This window comes from Staphylococcus sp. McC-251-APC-3A2 (genome assembly GCF_009695665.1).
Lineage (GTDB): Bacteria > Bacillota > Bacilli > Staphylococcales > Staphylococcaceae > Staphylococcus > Staphylococcus cohnii.
On record NZ_VUNO01000005.1, the window covers coordinates 26,693 to 42,790 of the forward strand.

Sequence of the window (16,098 nt, forward strand, 5' to 3'; positions counted from 1 at the left end):
TAAGTGGGACTTTGAATGGAGCATTTGTATTTTGAATGAATAAAAGCTAAATTAAACACTTTAATAAATAAAATAAAGGGAATATTTAAACATACTAGTTATTACCTGTAATGTAACTCAATTCAGTTGCAGCATCTGCATCAATTGTTCTGTAAGAAACGATACCAAGTCCTTTAATGTTTGATTCTGATATAACGATAGAACCATCATCGTTAACTTTTTCTACAAAAGCTACATGACCGTAAATCTGGTCTGCCCCTTGTTGACCTGCCTCAAATACAACGGCAGTGTGTGCTTTTGGTGTTGAAGAAACAGCATAATCTTTTCTTTCTGCTCGATTATTCCAGTTTCGTGCGTCGCCTAAATCACCACTCACATATTTCTCGAACTGTGCCATGCGATTATAAACATACCATGTACATTGCCCATGAGGATAAGGAGAGTCATTTGTTGTTTCTGAAAATGGTTTGAAAGCTGAATCATAATCATCGTTGTTCGCTTTGTATTTATCTAAATCAGGCATATTTTTATTATCAAATTGTGTTAAGTCATAGTGGTTGATAATACTATTTAATTTGTCCGCGTATTGTGAATCAGTCGCGTATGTGGTAGCCAAATGCATTGTTGCTGAACGGTAACTATAAGCATCACTTTTCCATGTTGGTTTATAAATGTCCTGATTACCATCGATGCCGTGTTTGATTAAATTGGCATAATCTTCCAATGATTCTTTTTTGCTTGGATAGCTACGGAAGTTTGCTGAAATTTGAAACGTATGGCTGCCATTATCTTCAAGTGTATTAAATGTAGCCGACTGACCTTCATAAGCTCCTTTTATTCCAAATAAATTGAAATGTGGTGAACTAGCAAGATTGCTAGTTCCTGAGTCAGATTCTAATATGGCTTGTGCAATCATAACAGATGCATAAATATCTTCATCTTGACCTATGTCGTGAGCGTCTTGTGCAATTGATTTAATAAAACCTCGTGTGTTTTTATTTTCAGTAATTGTTATATCGTTAGAATTTTTACTATCATCCGATAAATTTGGCAATTGTTGGAAAATTGCAGTAGATCTGATGTTTGATTGGTTTATGTCGTTTTCAAATGATTGAGCTGGCTTTTCTTTTTTAGCTAATTGTGATTCAGAAGGTAATTGAGGGTTAGCATTTGTATTAGATGCCTGTTTCTCAGAATTATTTTCCTTACTTTTACTATTTCCATTTGATAAATCATCTTTTTTAGCATCATATTGTTTTTTATTATTTTTAGCATTTTCACTATACTCGTCTAAAATTGCATCTAATACTTTATCGTCAGATTTTGTATCTGATTTATCAGCATTTTCGTTATCACTGTTGGCATTATCGTTTTCAGTAGCAGGTGTGTCATTATCTTTGTTGTCTAGATCATCAGCATCATTATTTGCTTCTTCATAAGATCGATCTTGTTGGGAAGATCGTTTTGACTCACCATCATCTTTTTTTTGATTTTTATCAATTGGAAGTTTGTTTGATTCAGACTTATTATCTATATCATCATTCTTTGACTTCTCAGATGACTGTACATCATCAATGTCACCTTGTAGTGAACCCTTATCACTATTTTTTTCTAAATTGTTAGTATTTGATTCGTCACTATCATCCGAATTTGTCGTATTTGGATTTATTTGATCTATAGATGTATCATCATTTTTACTCTCATTCTTCTCGTTTTGTACATTGTTATTCTCTATAGTAGAAGTTTGTTTCATTTTATTATTAGAGAACAGTTGATTTAATAATTCAGATAGCCCATCATTGTCACTCTTAAAAGGTTCTGGCTTGAAAACATTCAAACTATCATAAGACGATGAATCATTAAATGAATTTTCAAATGAACTCGGTATTTTTTCGTTGGATGATTCATTATCAGAAGTTTTATGTCTTTTATTATTAATATCTTCTGTAGTCCTTTCATCTTTTGTACTATTTTCCTTTTCATCACTAGACTTATTCTTTTCATCATTTCCATTTTTTGATAAATGCGATTGCTTAGCTTGCTCCTCATCTTTTTCCTTATACACGTCATTTGATTCAGAAGTTGTGGCACTTTTTTCTAAAGATTCGGCACTAACATCGTTGATAGAAAATGATGGAATAAGTAAAGAAGTTGAAAGCAAACAGACTAATAATTTTTGTTGCTTCATGAAAATACCTCTTTTCTAAAATATATTACTTTACTATGTACAAACTATGGTTTGTCTTGGTACACTGTAAACAGACTTAGATATAGTTGATGTGTATCAACTAAAAAATGGAAAAATTCGTTAATGCATTCATTATATCAACTTATATGAAATTAACAAATAGTAATTTTAAATTTATGTAAGAAAAATCAATAGATACAGTTTTAGAGGTGTATAAATGAAGAACGCAATAAAATTATTTATAATGGATTTGAAAAAGATTGCTAAGACGCCTGCTGTTTTAGTGATTTTAGGAGGTTTAGCACTTCTTCCTTCTTTTTATGCTTGGTTTAACTTAGAAGCGACATGGGATCCATATGGTAATACTAAAAATATTAAAGTAGCTGTTGTAAATGAGGATAAGGGAGATACAGTTAAAGATAAAAGTGTGAACGTGGGCAATAAAATTACCAATAAACTAAAGAAAGACGATAACTTTGATTGGCAATTTGTAAGTCGAAAAAAAGCCGATCATGATTTGAAGATGGGCGATTATTACGCGGCCATTTACATACCAGAGAAGTTTACGCACCAAATTACCGGCACACTTCGAAAAAACCCACAGCAAGCAGACGTAGAATACAAAGTGAATCAAAAACTTAATGCGATTGCGCCTAAAATGACAAATGCAGGGACGAGTGCCATTGTTCAAAAAGCAAATGAACAATTTAATGAGACAGTAACAAAAGCATTATTAGATGAAGCAAATCGACTTGGCGTGAAACTTGAGGAAGAAATTCCAACCATAAATAAAATTGAAGATGCAGTATCTAAAGCTAATGATTCTATACCTAAAATTAATGATTTTGCTGATAAAATAATATATTTAGATGAAAATCAGGATGAGATTGACAATTATGCTGATGAATTTAGAGCGTTAGGAAATCATAAAGGTGAAGTTATAGATGCTGCAGATAAATTAAACCAAGTTAATGCGGCCATTCCGACATTAAATGAGCGAGCTAAATTGATATTGGCATTAAATGACTACATGCCAAATATTGAAAATGCCTTGAATGTTGCATCTAATGATGTACCAGAAGCTTTTCCAAAAATTAATCGTGGTGTAGACCTTGCAAGCGCAGGGGTTGACGCAGGGTTACAAGGCCTGAATGAAGCGCAAGGATATTTACCTGCAGTGCAACAGCGTGTCGAAGGCTATCAAGAAGTCGTTGATAATGCACAAGAAGCAAATCAAAATGCTAATAATCGATTACAAGAAAATGTTGAAACTGAGCAGCAAAGTTCTAAAGGGTCAGATAGTTATTCAAATATTAAAACTTCGCAAATAAGTAATGGTAATAGCGACAATGCTGGGAATAATCAAAATGGAACAGCAATAAGTAGTGAAGATGTAAGCGCAATGGAATCTTCACTATCAAAATCATTATTATCTTTATCCAATTATACCGACAAACAAGCGGAAAGTAGTCAAGAAGATATTAATGCGCTAAAAAATGTCACTTACGGTATTATATCTACAGATAAGCCAAAAGATTTCAAAGAAACTTTAGATAATATTAAATCTAGACTTGAAGTAACAAGTAAGTCCAATCAAAAGTTTATAGATATATTATCAGAGCTTGAAGATAGAGAAAAGGTAGATCTTTCTGATGAGATTAAGGAATTAGAATCAGCAAATAATAGAATTAATAATTTAATTAAGACACAAAATCAACTTAGTGAAGCACTTTCGAATGGAAGTTCTGGTAAAGAAGAAGCAGTAGAATTACTTAAAGAAATTCCACGCGTGAATAGTAGCTTAGATGATTTAAGAAACTATATTAAGTCAGAACTAAACCAAAAATTATTAGATGTATCTAATGATGTGATGTCATTATTAGATGACGGCGATATAAAACTATCAACTGTTCAATCGAAATTAAACACAATTGATCAAGTTATAAATTCAGGAGAAAGTATTTTAACTACTGGTAAGGATAGAATTGAGACGATTCAAAGTGCACTACCAGTCATTGAGCAAAGATATATGGATGCAATGTCTATTGCTCAAAATTATTATCCACAATTTAAACAAAGTGTTTCTAACGCAGCATCATTTATTGAAAATGACTTGCCAGGTTTAGAACAACAGTTATCTGATACAACAGCAACTGTGAACAATACAATACCAACACTGTTTAATCGCTATGATAATTTGGTAGATATTTTAGATACAAATCAACCACGTGCAAAAGAAAGCTTGCACAATTTGGCAGATTTTGCCCGTAATCAATTACCAGATGTTGAAAAAGATCTGGCTAAAGCGAACAAACTATTTGATGAGATTGAAGACGACGATGCAGTGGATAAAATGGTAGACCTATTGAAAAATGATTTGAAAAAACAAGCTAATGTAATCGCAAATCCAATTAATATAGATCAAAAAGATATATTTCCTGTGAAAGACTACGGTTCAGCAAGCACACCATTTTACACAGCATTAGCAATATGGGTAGGAGCTTTATTACTAGTAAGTTTATTAACGACAGATAATAAACATAAAACATTAGAGCCACATCTAACGACAAGAGAAATTTATCTAGGAAAGAGTGGGTTGTTCTACACGTTGGGTATTATCCAAGCACTCATCGTATCAATTGGAGATATAGTGATACTGAAAGCGCAAGTTGAATCTGTTGTATGGTTTATTGCTATATCAGTATTCTCATCACTTGTATTTATTTCAATTGTATATACTTTAGTGTCATTGTTAGGAAATCCAGGGAAAGCAATTGCAATCATCTTCCTTGTACTACAAATAGCAGGTGGTGGTGGAACCTTCCCAATCCAAGTTACACCAGAGTTCTTCCAAGTCATTCACCCTTATTTACCTTTCTCCTATTCAATAGATGCTTTAAGAGAAGCAGTTGGAGGACCTGTACCTGAAATTTTAACTAAAAAATTAGTGGTACTTTCATTATTTGGTATAGGATTTTTATTAATTGGTGTTATCTTTAAACCAATTACTGATCCACTGATGAGAAAAGCAACTGAAAAAGCTGAAGAAAGTGATGTAATGGAATAAAGTTATTATGCTTATAATAAGTAATATTTAATTTTTAAAAAATAAATGATGGTTGAAAAATGATAGTTTAGTAAGGAAGGTTAATATGGAGGATAAAGAGGGAAACTTAGAAATATTAATTAACCAATTCTATGATGCTACAGCGAATATTAATAAAGCAATTACTAACATGGTTAAAGAATTGGAACCAGGTCGTTACTTATCTTATGAACAAATAGAAACAATGTATTTTATTCAGCATAATGAAAAAGTATCGATTAACGACTTAGCAAATAAGCAACGTACTTATAAGACAGCTGCATCAAAACGTGTTAAGAAGTTAGAATACAAAGGTTATGTGCAACGAGTTTATTCTAATGATAAACGTACTAAATTAGTGAGTTTGACGCATAATGGAGAACGCTTATTAAAAGAAATAAAAAACAACTTAACAAAAGAAATAAAATTACTTTTATTAAGCTGTTTTGTTAGAGAAGATTTTGAAAAATTTATGTATCAGCTCATGAATTTTGAAAAGACATTTTTAAAAAAGTACTACTAGAGTAAGTTAATTTCACTAAATTAAAGTATCCGCTGTAACTTAGATATTTAAAAAAATAAAAATTTAACGTTTATTAATCGTAATCATATTAGTAAGAACATTGAGTCATTTATTATAAGAAACCAACCGCTACATATTTGTATTATACATGTAGATTGCTATCAGTTAATTCATTCATCCTAAAATTACTGTTCATATTGCTAAAAGATTATTGTAGTTACTATCCCAATATATAAAAATCATAAAATTTGTTTAGCCGGTTTCATATTGAAACCGGCTATTTATTAACCAAAAACCGCATCATAAATCGATAAGCAGAAGCGTATCACAAATAAAACTAAAAAATAAGTTGTGTATACTTTTAATGAAAAATAATTATATGTAGAAGGAGGATTTGAAATTGAGGTGGCTAGTTTAATAGTTTCAATATGTTCAGTAATCATTGCTATTTTTGCTTGTATAGCTACAATTGTAACTGCTAGTTATACAAAAAGTCATATATAATCAAAATAAAGGATATATAGGTATATACTATGAAGGATATCATATAGGGATTTTGCCAAAAAAATTGTAATTAAAATTTATGGTAATTCCCCGGCAAAAATTGATGAAATAAATATAAAAGAAAAAGATATACCAAATTATCTAAAGAAGTTTTTTGAAGCTCAAAAAGAGAAGACATATATGCCCAATCAATCTGCGACTTGTATTGTTTTATCAGCAGACTATGATTCTTCAATTGAATTAAATTACAGTTACGAAAGCATGTATAAGAATGAAAGTGAATCTGTTACTATTGACTTAAGTACGACTAATAAAGAGCTATATACAAAATTTGAGAAGCTAAATAGCGAATTTGAAAATGAATTACTTACAGCTTTAAATCAATTATATAGCAAAATTTAAAAATACCCATCTATAATGTTAGGTGGGTATTTTGATGAATAAGTATGCTTATTTTTTATTTGAATAAATTTCAATTTCCCTGCTTGGTTGGCCAGTGTAAACATTGTTTGTATTCAAATAACTCCTCAAAACTTTAAGAATTATACAAAATTTGATTCGAAATACTTCTTATTTATAGTTTCTTAAATTGTTGCTAAACTCTCTTCTTGTTATATAGTTAGTAATATTAGCAAAAAAGTTAATCTTTTTTTACATAGCCCAGATTACCATTAACAGTTTCATAAAAATTGAATTGCATTCCTGATTTAATAACAGACCCATTTAAATTTTCATCAAGAACTGTCAGAGCTAATTTTCCTTTTGGCAGTTTATTTGTTTGAAATTGAACTGTGTATTCACCAGGTTTGAAAAGATTTTTTTTGATTTTTAAAACTGTATAGTTTGTTGGGTCCTTTCTGCTTTTTATTTCAAGATATTTTAATTCTGAGTTTTTAGAATTTAGTTTTAAAAAAATATTTTCATCTTTTTGAAATATTTTTTGTAACGTAACATGTATTCTCTTTTTATAGATATTTCCATTATATGAGTAATAATATTTATCGTTTAAAACATGTAGTTGTTTATCGTCTTTCTTTAAATAAAAGTTAACAAAATCTATAATCTCTTGTTTGTTTCCATTTTTTATAAGTTTTATAGCCTGTTGATTTAATTCATCATCGACGTAGTCTAGTGAATTAAAATTTTTATCTATGATATCTAAAATATCTTGAAAAACAGGCAGTAGCATATCAATTTCTTTAATAAATTGTTTCTTATAAAATTTACCTTCTAAGATATCTTTGTTTATGATTCGATATAACAAACTAGTAAAAATTCTATTGTTTTTATATTTATTTATTAAATAAATATAGGCTTCATTTTGCCACTTCATACGATTGACTACAGTAGATTCTTCTGATTTTACTAAAGAAATATTTTCATCATATCGATTAGCACAATAGACCACATCTTGCGTGGTACTGATATTTTTAGTGTTAAAAAATACTTCGGCAAAAAATTGTAAATCTTCTCCATAAATCATTTCTGGAAAACGGATATTATTTTTTTTGATTACCGAAGACTTAATCATCCTACCAGCAGGTGCTAAATGATAAAATGACTTTCTGAAATTTTTTAAATCAACTTTTTTATGTGCAATTTTAGATAAAGCAACACCACTACGTGCAATATGATCAGTATATACATACTTTGTAAGACCTGTAGCATAGTCTGTTTTATTTGATTTTAAAAGTGTATATAATTTTTCAATTGCATCTGAAGGTAACCAATCATCTCCATCTACAAACATTATATATTTCCCTTTACTTAAATCAATTGATAGGTTACGAGGTTCTGCCGGCGTTCCTGAATTTTCATCTAATTGTACAAATTGATAATTAACAAAGCTTTCGACTTGTTTAGATACAATATCAGATGTACTATCCGTGGAACAATCATCTACAACTATTATTTCAAAATCACTTTTATCCATTGTTTGATTTAATATACTATCTAGTGTTTTTTTAATAAACTTTTCTTTGTTATAAGTACTTATTAGTACGCTAACTTTAATTTTATTATTCTTTTTGTCATTTTTTATAATTTTCATTTTTTACTCCTATATCATTTTGTAAGATTTATTTTTTTTATACTTCAATTAGTTCTAATTATCATTATGTAAATAATGGGTTTTTGTATTTAACTCAATATTTTTAGTATCCTTATTTATTGTACTACTCTTATAATAGATTATATAGTTCTTTTTATATTTATATATATTTTTAGCGTAGCAGATAAATGTTTATAGTTTAGTTCTATTATTTCATGTTATTATTAGAAAATTAGACTGTTTTTACAATATAGCTTAAATATTATAGTTGATGTTTATATCAATTATATTTGCAGTTAAATAGTTGGAATGATATTCAAAGTAAATTTACTAAAGCATTTAGAGATTTGTATAATGATTGAGTAATAAAAATTTAGTAGGTTTTCAAAACGAACCAGAGGCAAGATAATATGATTGAGATATGGACTCATAGAAATAGATGGGTATTTAAGAGATATTTTAAGAAAGCATTAACTCAATTTGTATTATAATTTATAGACCTATTTCTAGTTGAAGTAGAACTGCTGAATTTAAAAAAGCAAGAAAAAATATAATGCATTATTATATTCAATTGCTTTAATAATAAAGATATATCTGTAGATAAAAATAATATATTTAAGAGGCTACTAAATGATTTTAAGAATTAGTTTATATTAGCCTCTTTCTTTGTAGAAAAGGTTAAGGAAAGTGATTAAGTTAATGTGTCACTTTACGACTAAAATAATTAGTTATATTACTTACAATTTTTGATTTTTTAGGTACTGGTACTATATAGTTTCCGTTTGGAATTTTAATAAGTAAATTATGGAAGAAATAAAGTTAGTCAAAGTATTTTATCAGATAAAGATGTTAAAATTCTTAATATTGAAAATAAAGCGTACATTGAAATTCACGTACCAGAAGCACCTTATTCGAAGAAGCCGATATATTGCGAACTAAAAAAGTAACTAAAAGTTTAGAATCATTTCTTAGGAATAAATGAAAAGCAAGAGATAGATGTGAAGTGCTTGGATTATACAATGGCTCTGCATCTTATTTTTACCAATAATTAATAAGTATTATAGAATACCCCATCATCAACTGATAAGCAGAACTCGTCAAGAGATGGCAGATAAGATAGTTTTAGTACTCTGTAATTTTAGGTATAAGGTATATTATAACCATTTTAGTCTATCCATCCATCGCCCACTCATTCTATTCTAGCTTATCCACCCGACGCAATTTTTTGACTCATTCCAGCTTTGCCTATCCACCTATCGCCCTTTATCTACGCACTCCACCTTTAAAATCTACAATTTCCTTATGCTTATTCATTCACTATCCCTCCATACTCTTCTCATCGTTCTTCTAATTCACACCCCTTTTCCCTCGTCACTCGGTCATGGCAGTTTGTAATTCTTGTTCAATTAAGTCAATATGTGTACTGATCAAATTCCGTTGTTCATTCAAGAATTCTAGGTGTGCGCGTAACACGCTTGGGACATCTATTTGGTTTTGATAAAGCATGTCTGTGTTTTTTCGGATTTCTTTTAATGGCATATTCAAATTGCTTAGGCACTGGATAAATTTAATCATTTCGATATCGTCGTCTGTGTATAAACGCTTGTTATTGCTATCTCGGTCGATGTATTTCAAGATATTCTTTTTCTCGTAATAACGCAGTTTGCTTTTAGGTATATTGCAATAATCTGAGACATATTCAATGTAATATTGTTTCATGTAAGCATATCCTTTCTCTTAAACCAAGGTTTAACTGATATTGTACTCTATATAAATATGAATGAGGAGGAAATACAATGAAAAAAGCTTTAATTGTTGTAACAAACATTGCAAAATACGATAATATAGACAGACCTACGGGTGCGTGGTTCTCAGAGGTTACGCACTTTGCGAAAGATTTCTATGACGCAGGTTATGATGTTGATTTCGTAAGTCCGAACGGTGGATATGTGCCTCTTGATCCTATCAGTCTTAGCCCTGAAATGATGCGAGCTGAGGACTGGGAATACTATATGGACCATGATTATATGAACAAATTTGGACAAACGTTATCTCCAAAAGAGGTTAATTCTAGCGACTATCAAGCCATTTACTTTGCAGGTGGACATGGTGCGATTTGGGATTTTAGAAATAACAAAGAACTTAACGACATTGCGTTAAGTATTTACAATAACCAAGGCGTTCTCTCTTCTGTATGTCATGGTGCGGCTGGTCTACTCGACATTAAAGAAAATGGCGATTACCTCGTTCGTCATAAAGACGTGACTGGTTTTACAAATAGTGAAGAACAAGCAAATGGTACAACTGAATACATGCCATATTTATTAGAAGACGAATTTATTAGTAACGGTGCACATTTTAAAAAAGAGGATGACTGGAGCAATTTCGCAGTCGTAGATGGTCGCATTGTGACTGGTCAAAATCCTCAATCAGGACATGCTGTTGCTGAACACGCTTTAAAAATCTTAGCTAATCAATAATTTCATAAAGGAGCGATACACATGAAATCAATAATTATCGGTGCTAATGGTGGCGTCGGTCAACATCTTATACGTAAACTGAAAGCACGAGATGTTGATTTTACTGCCGGTGTTAGAAAAGAAGAACAAGTTGAATCTTTAAAAGCAGATGGTATCGATGCAACATACATTGATGTCGCAAAACAATCTATTGATGAATTAATAGAATTATTTAAATCGTATGATCAAATCCTTTTTTCCGTTGGTTCTGGTGGGAGCACAGGTGACGATCAAACAATCATTGTAGATTTAGACGGTGCAGTGAAAGCAATTAAAGCAAGTGAACACGTCGGTCATCAACACTTTATTATGGTATCAACGTACGACTCACGTCGAGAAGCGTTTGATGCGTCAGGCGACTTGAAACCATACACTATTGCTAAACATTATGCGGATGACTACTTAAGACATGCAAATTTAAAATATACCATCGTGCATCCAGGCGCATTAACTAACGATCATGAAACGCAACAATTCAATATGAGTGCGCAATTTGAAAATGTACAAAATCCGTCTATTACAAGAGAAGATGTAGCAGAAGTGCTTGTTTCTGTGTTAACTGATGAAACATTAAAAGGTCACGAATTCCAAATCATTAATGGTGATTTATCATTATCAGACGCAACGATTAAATATCTTGAGGAATAATAAATGAATAATCAACAAATTGTACTTGCAAAACGACCACAAAGTATCCCTCAAGACGATGTATTTAGATTTGAAACAATAGAAACTCGAGAACCACATGCAGGTGAGGTTCAAGTAGAATCCATTTATGTATCTGTAGATCCTTACATGAGAGGCAGAATGAATGATACAAAAAGTTATGTTCAACCTTTCCAAGTGAATGAGCCATTACAAGGTCATATTGTTGGAAAAGTTACACAATCGAACGATGAACGTATATCTGTCGGCGATTATGTCACAGGCATATTACCATGGAAAAAGATAAATACAGTGAATGGAGACGATGTGACCCCTGTGCCATCAAAAGATGTACCATTACATTTATATTTGAGTGTTTTAGGCATGCCGGGAATGACGGCCTATACAGGATTGCTTCAAATTGGTCAACCACAATCTGGCGAGACGGTTGTCGTGTCAGCTGCATCAGGTGCAGTAGGCTCTGTCGTAGGACAAATTGCTAAGATTAAAGGCGCAAAAGTTGTCGGTATTGCTGGTGGTAAGCAGAAAACAACATATTTAACAGATGAATTAGGATTTGATGCGGCCATTGACTATAAACAAGATGATTTCGCACAGCAACTCGAAGCGGCTGTACCAGATGGTATTGATGTGTATTTTGAAAATGTAGGCGGCGCAATTTCTGATGAAGTGTTTAAACACTTAAATCGATTTGCACGCGTTCCGGTATGTGGTGCAATTTCAGCATATAATAATGAAAAAGACGATATTGGACCACGTATCCAAGGAACGTTGATTAAAAATCAAGCATTGATGCAAGGTTTTGTAGTAGCACAATTCGCTGATCATTTTAAAGAAGCAAGCGAACAACTCGCACAATGGGTGTCTGAAGGTAAAATTAAATTTGAAGTGACGATAGATGAAGGTTTTGACAATTTACCTTCTGCATTTAGAAAGTTATTCACAGGAGAGAATTTTGGTAAACAAGTTGTCAAAGTCGCTGAAGAATAGGAGAAGACTATGAAAAATATCATCGTAAGATTCATATTTAGTTTACTGTTTTATAAAAGTGGTGTTGCACACTTTAAAAATAAAGATATGTTTTTAAAAATAGTGCCGTCCTATTTACCTTTCAAACACGCAATAGTTAAGTATTCGGGCATATTAGAATTTATAATTGCTTTTTATGTACTCGGTGCTAAAAATAGATCACGCGTAAGAAAAGTAGTACAAGGATTCCTTTGGCTCGTATTTCCTGCAAATATTTACGCTGCACGTAAGAACATCTCTTACAAAGATGAAAGAGATGAAACAGATAGTGTTAAGCAGCATGTCATTCGTTTACCATTACAATTTGTCATGGTCGCACTTGCGAAACTATTATAAGACTTATCATAGCCACGCCTGGAACATTACTTTTGTTCCAGGCGATTTTTTAATATTTACACTTAAAATCGACGTATATCAAATGATTCTCTTGACAACGCTTATGTACTCTTTGTTTAAATAAGCTCATATCAGACATTTACTTTTCAATTTTTCTATAGTGATAAGCTTCTAAATTAAGAAAAGCATAAGTTAATTTGCGTGTATGAGTGTAAGAAGAAATAAAAAATGTATTTTATCATGTGATGCTATCGCAACATTGTAACATTAATGTAATAACGTGACCTGTAAGACAAATATGAGGAGGGTTTTTATGAAAAAAGTTTCTAACTTTATTTTAGCTAGTAGTTTAGTTTTGGGCTTTTTCGTAACGCCCGAATTATTTAATATCACTCAAGCACATGCGCAAGAATCTGTGAAACCTTATTATAGTTACAGTGGTTATACAGCAAATCAAAGTAATTTTATTCTAGATAAGAATTTTAAAACATCTCAAAAAGCTGATAACTTCAAGATTAATAATCACAAGATTACTAAAAATGCATTAGCTAAAAATAATAAAGATTTACACGATCCAACATATTACGGGGTTTCTAATCATAAAACGAATGGTGTTTTCTTCTTATTAGACGGTAAGTCAGTGAGCAAAAAAAAATTATTGAATCATTACGGTGAAGCAAAGTATACATCTACATCAGCCTGAGCCAAAGAATATATGTATAAAATAGAAAATGATGACTTTTAAAATATAAAGTTGTAGTAGACACATTGTAAAAATAAACTTAAATTGCTCAAATACTTTTCAATAATATCAAGATATATATTAAATCGAAAGTGATTATATAGTACCAAAGCAAATATGATACTAATTCCAGCTTATACAGGAAAAGATAAAGAATTTTTTATACTAGTGACATCATTAAAGCAAGTAAGATTATTCCTTTTTTAGTCAAATTCTTGTGGTTTGATAAATTTATTGATTAATTATTATAAATAAAGATTGAAAAGATTTAAGAAGGGTACAATATTAAGTAAGAGACTTGGAGCTCTTGTCAATTAAGATAATGAGCAAGTGAGCTCGTTAAGTTAAAGATGAGCTGAGGTAAAGTTTACCTGCCCATCTTTTTCTATTTGGAGGCTAAATATATGAAAAAAATATTATTAACAGGCGCTTCGGGATATATCGGTAGTCACTTAATGAATAAATTAAAAGATAACTATGAAATTATAGCTATTTCTAGAAATATAGAAAATAAATCAAATGAACACAATGTTACTTGGAAGGCAGCTGACTTGTTTGATTTAAATGAAATCACTGAGGTAATGGAGGATATTGATATCGCTATATATCTTGTCCATTCTATGATGCCTTCAGCTAAGTTGACGCAGGCGAGCTTTGAAGATATGGATGCATTATTAGCTGATAATTTTGCTAAAGCCGCAAGTTATAACAAAGTTCAGCATATTGTATTTATGAGTGGTTTGATACCTAATACAAATGAATTATCACCACATTTAAGAAGCCGTTTAGAGTGCGAACAGATTTTAGGATCATATGGTGTACCAGTAAGTACTTTAAGAGCTGGTTTGATTATAGGCTCTAAAGGAAGTTCTTACCCTATATTAAAAAAATTAGTAGAAAGATTACCTGGCCTGTTACTACCAAAATGGGCTTATAATACAACATTGCCAGTTGCAATAGACGACGTGATTGACGGTTTATATAAAATTGTAGAGCGTAATCCAAATGAGAACGAATCGATAGATATTGGTGGACCTAGTCATATGACTTATAAAGATCTATTCAAGCAAACTGCAGAGGTACTAGATAAACGATTACCTACGATAGATTTGCCTATTATTCCCATTTGGCTAAGTAAATATTGGGTGAAACTTATTTCAGGTGTTCCAAAAGAAATGGTCTATCCGTTAATGGATAGCTTAATTCATGATATGATTAGAAATGATGAAAATATTGTGAAAGACATTTCTATAGGCAAGATTGATTATAAGGAAAGTGTGCGTAATGCCTTGGAAGAAGAAACTAAGACACAAAAGAAAGGGAAGTCATCACGTAAGGGCGATATTAAAGATGTTAGAGCAATATCAAGGGTAGTCTTACCTAAAGATGTAAATATGATTCAATTGGCAGAATCATATGCAAATTTTTTAAATAGAATTACATTAAATGTCGTTAATAGTGATTTTAACGAAGATAACTTTACGATTAGTGTGCCGTGTTTAAATAAGGACTTACTATTATTAAGTAAAGATTTTAAAGCTTCTAATAATGAGAGAATTTTATATCGAATTGTTGGTGGAGATTTCGCTTTAGATTCACATGGTGGTAATGCGAGATTAGAGTTTAGAAGATTACCTAATAGTGACGCATGTATCATAGCGTTACAAGAATATGAACCGACGTTACCTTGGTGGGTATATAAGTATACCCAAGCAAAAGTTCATAAAAGTGTAATGAATCTTTTTAAATTCAAGATTAATAGCCAAAAAACTAATAAAGGAGAATACTTTAATATGAAGAAGTTTATTTTGCCAATTGTTATTACAGGTGCAATTGTTTTGAAAGTATATGGATTGAAAAAGTATTTAGCTAGAAAAAATAACATGTCCAATGCCGAATTGTAACGGCTAAAATAAAGGCTAGTTACTTTTACAAAAAAAGAGGGGATCAACTATGAAAGCAAACGAGATAATTAAAACAATTATAAAAGTTATAACACCAATTACAGGTGGTAAATTTATAGGGAAATTTGCAGTGAAAAACGCGAGAAAAGATTATAAAAATAATGTTAAACCACCTTTTTCACCACCCGGCTATGTCTTTCCAATTGTGTGGCCAATACTTTATACAACGATGGGCGTAGCTTATGCATTAGTGACTAATAAATCTACTAGTAAGGCTTTGAAAGGTGCTTATTACTCACAATTAAGCCTGAATTATCTATGGTCGATATTATACTTCAAATATAAATTACGCTTTAGTGCGTTGATAGAGAGTGTTGTATTACTGGGCGCAGTAGTTACAACAACTGTAAAATTTTTCAATGTAAAAAAAGTTGCTGGCATTTTACTAGTTCCATATATGCTTTGGAGCGCTTTTGCTACTTATTTAACAGCTGGTAATTGGTATTTAAATAAAGATAACCCAAGCTATACAGCGAAATCTGAGCATTAAAT

General features: G+C 31.1%; 12 protein-coding genes and 2 pseudogenes. 11 read left to right on the plus strand and 3 right to left on the minus strand.

The window, feature by feature from the left end; all coding sequences use genetic code 11:
• Positions 1–94: 94 nt before the first annotated feature.
• Positions 95–2,188 carry an amidase domain-containing protein gene (locus FYJ81_RS10395; RefSeq protein ID WP_107523508.1) on the minus strand — a complete coding sequence of 698 codons (2,094 nt, stop codon included), beginning with the start codon at positions 2,186–2,188 and terminating at the stop codon, positions 95–97.
• Between the two features lie 217 nt (positions 2,189–2,405).
• Between FYJ81_RS10395 and FYJ81_RS10400 the strand changes: the two genes are divergently transcribed.
• The 3 genes from FYJ81_RS10400 to FYJ81_RS10410 all read left to right on the plus strand — a co-directional run bounded on the left by FYJ81_RS10400 (position 2,406) and on the right by FYJ81_RS10410 (position 6,702).
• Entirely contained in the window at positions 2,406–5,255 is a 2,850-nt protein-coding gene (locus tag FYJ81_RS10400; RefSeq protein WP_107386111.1) for a YhgE/Pip domain-containing protein, read from the plus strand.
• An 85-nt stretch (positions 5,256–5,340) separates the two neighbouring features.
• Positions 5,341–5,796: a MarR family winged helix-turn-helix transcriptional regulator gene (locus tag FYJ81_RS10405; protein ID WP_107383505.1), complete on the plus strand. Its 456-nt coding sequence runs from the start codon at positions 5,341–5,343 to the stop codon at positions 5,794–5,796.
• Between the two features lie 684 nt (positions 5,797–6,480).
• Complete coding sequence (locus FYJ81_RS10410) at positions 6,481–6,702, plus strand: hypothetical protein (protein WP_107523783.1); 222 nt, start codon at positions 6,481–6,483, stop codon at positions 6,700–6,702.
• 238 nt (positions 6,703–6,940) lie between these two features.
• Here FYJ81_RS10410 and FYJ81_RS10415 read toward each other — a convergent pair whose 3' ends face one another.
• Together FYJ81_RS10415 and FYJ81_RS10420 are read right to left on the minus strand one after the other, a co-directional pair.
• Complete coding sequence (locus FYJ81_RS10415) at positions 6,941–8,350, minus strand: glycosyltransferase family 2 protein (RefSeq protein WP_154409630.1); 1,410 nt, start codon at positions 8,348–8,350, stop codon at positions 6,941–6,943.
• A 1,371-nt stretch (positions 8,351–9,721) separates the two neighbouring features.
• Positions 9,722–10,069: a MerR family transcriptional regulator gene (locus tag FYJ81_RS10420; protein WP_107523493.1), complete on the minus strand. Its 348-nt coding sequence runs from the start codon at positions 10,067–10,069 to the stop codon at positions 9,722–9,724.
• Positions 10,070–10,146: 77 nt separating this feature from the next.
• Here FYJ81_RS10420 and FYJ81_RS10425 point away from each other — a divergent pair, with 77 nt between their 5' ends.
• The 8 genes and pseudogenes from FYJ81_RS10425 (at position 10,147) to FYJ81_RS10455 (ending at position 16,096) form a co-directional block, all read left to right on the plus strand.
• The gene (locus tag FYJ81_RS10425) at positions 10,147–10,830 is read left to right on the plus strand and encodes a type 1 glutamine amidotransferase domain-containing protein (protein ID WP_002506275.1); all 684 of its coding nucleotides are present in this window, start codon (positions 10,147–10,149) and stop codon (positions 10,828–10,830) included.
• A gap of 21 nt (positions 10,831–10,851) precedes the next feature.
• Positions 10,852–11,517, plus strand: coding sequence for an NAD(P)-binding oxidoreductase (locus FYJ81_RS10430; RefSeq protein ID WP_002506276.1), 666 nt, complete (start codon positions 10,852–10,854; stop codon positions 11,515–11,517).
• Between the two features lie 3 nt (positions 11,518–11,520).
• The gene (locus FYJ81_RS10435) at positions 11,521–12,525 is read left to right on the plus strand and encodes an NADP-dependent oxidoreductase (RefSeq protein ID WP_107523492.1); all 1,005 of its coding nucleotides are present in this window, start codon (positions 11,521–11,523) and stop codon (positions 12,523–12,525) included.
• A 9-nt stretch (positions 12,526–12,534) separates the two neighbouring features.
• Positions 12,535–12,900 (plus strand): DoxX family protein, encoded by a 366-nt coding sequence (locus FYJ81_RS10440; RefSeq protein ID WP_069821800.1) that lies wholly within the window; start codon positions 12,535–12,537, stop codon positions 12,898–12,900.
• 313 nt (positions 12,901–13,213) lie between these two features.
• A pseudogene (isaB, locus tag FYJ81_RS10445) lies at positions 13,214–13,600 on the plus strand (immunodominant staphylococcal antigen IsaB family protein); the annotation flags it as partial.
• A 138-nt stretch (positions 13,601–13,738) separates the two neighbouring features.
• Positions 13,739–13,884: pseudogene (locus FYJ81_RS13175) on the plus strand (hypothetical protein); the annotation flags it as partial.
• A gap of 162 nt (positions 13,885–14,046) precedes the next feature.
• Positions 14,047–15,546, plus strand: a complete 1,500-nt coding sequence (locus FYJ81_RS10450) for an NAD-dependent epimerase/dehydratase family protein (RefSeq protein ID WP_107523490.1) — start codon at positions 14,047–14,049, stop codon at positions 15,544–15,546.
• Positions 15,547–15,595: 49 nt separating this feature from the next.
• Entirely contained in the window at positions 15,596–16,096 is a 501-nt protein-coding gene (locus FYJ81_RS10455) for a TspO/MBR family protein (protein ID WP_002467556.1), read from the plus strand.
• The last annotated feature ends 2 nt before the right edge of the window (positions 16,097–16,098 follow it).

Coding starts and splice junctions, on each gene's coding strand:
- FYJ81_RS10395 (WP_107523508.1), bottom strand. CDS start 2,188: ATGAAGCAACAAAAATTATTAGTCTGTTTGCTTTCAACTTCTTTACTT.
- FYJ81_RS10400 (WP_107386111.1), top strand. CDS start 2,406: ATGAAGAACGCAATAAAATTATTTATAATGGATTTGAAAAAGATTGCT.
- FYJ81_RS10405 (WP_107383505.1), top strand. CDS start 5,341: ATGGAGGATAAAGAGGGAAACTTAGAAATATTAATTAACCAATTCTAT.
- FYJ81_RS10410 (WP_107523783.1), top strand. CDS start 6,481: ATGCCCAATCAATCTGCGACTTGTATTGTTTTATCAGCAGACTATGAT.
- FYJ81_RS10415 (WP_154409630.1), bottom strand. CDS start 8,350: ATGAAAATTATAAAAAATGACAAAAAGAATAATAAAATTAAAGTTAGC.
- FYJ81_RS10420 (WP_107523493.1), bottom strand. CDS start 10,069: ATGAAACAATATTACATTGAATATGTCTCAGATTATTGCAATATACCT.
- FYJ81_RS10425 (WP_002506275.1), top strand. CDS start 10,147: ATGAAAAAAGCTTTAATTGTTGTAACAAACATTGCAAAATACGATAAT.
- FYJ81_RS10430 (WP_002506276.1), top strand. CDS start 10,852: ATGAAATCAATAATTATCGGTGCTAATGGTGGCGTCGGTCAACATCTT.
- FYJ81_RS10435 (WP_107523492.1), top strand. CDS start 11,521: ATGAATAATCAACAAATTGTACTTGCAAAACGACCACAAAGTATCCCT.
- FYJ81_RS10440 (WP_069821800.1), top strand. CDS start 12,535: ATGAAAAATATCATCGTAAGATTCATATTTAGTTTACTGTTTTATAAA.
- FYJ81_RS10450 (WP_107523490.1), top strand. CDS start 14,047: ATGAAAAAAATATTATTAACAGGCGCTTCGGGATATATCGGTAGTCAC.
- FYJ81_RS10455 (WP_002467556.1), top strand. CDS start 15,596: ATGAAAGCAAACGAGATAATTAAAACAATTATAAAAGTTATAACACCA.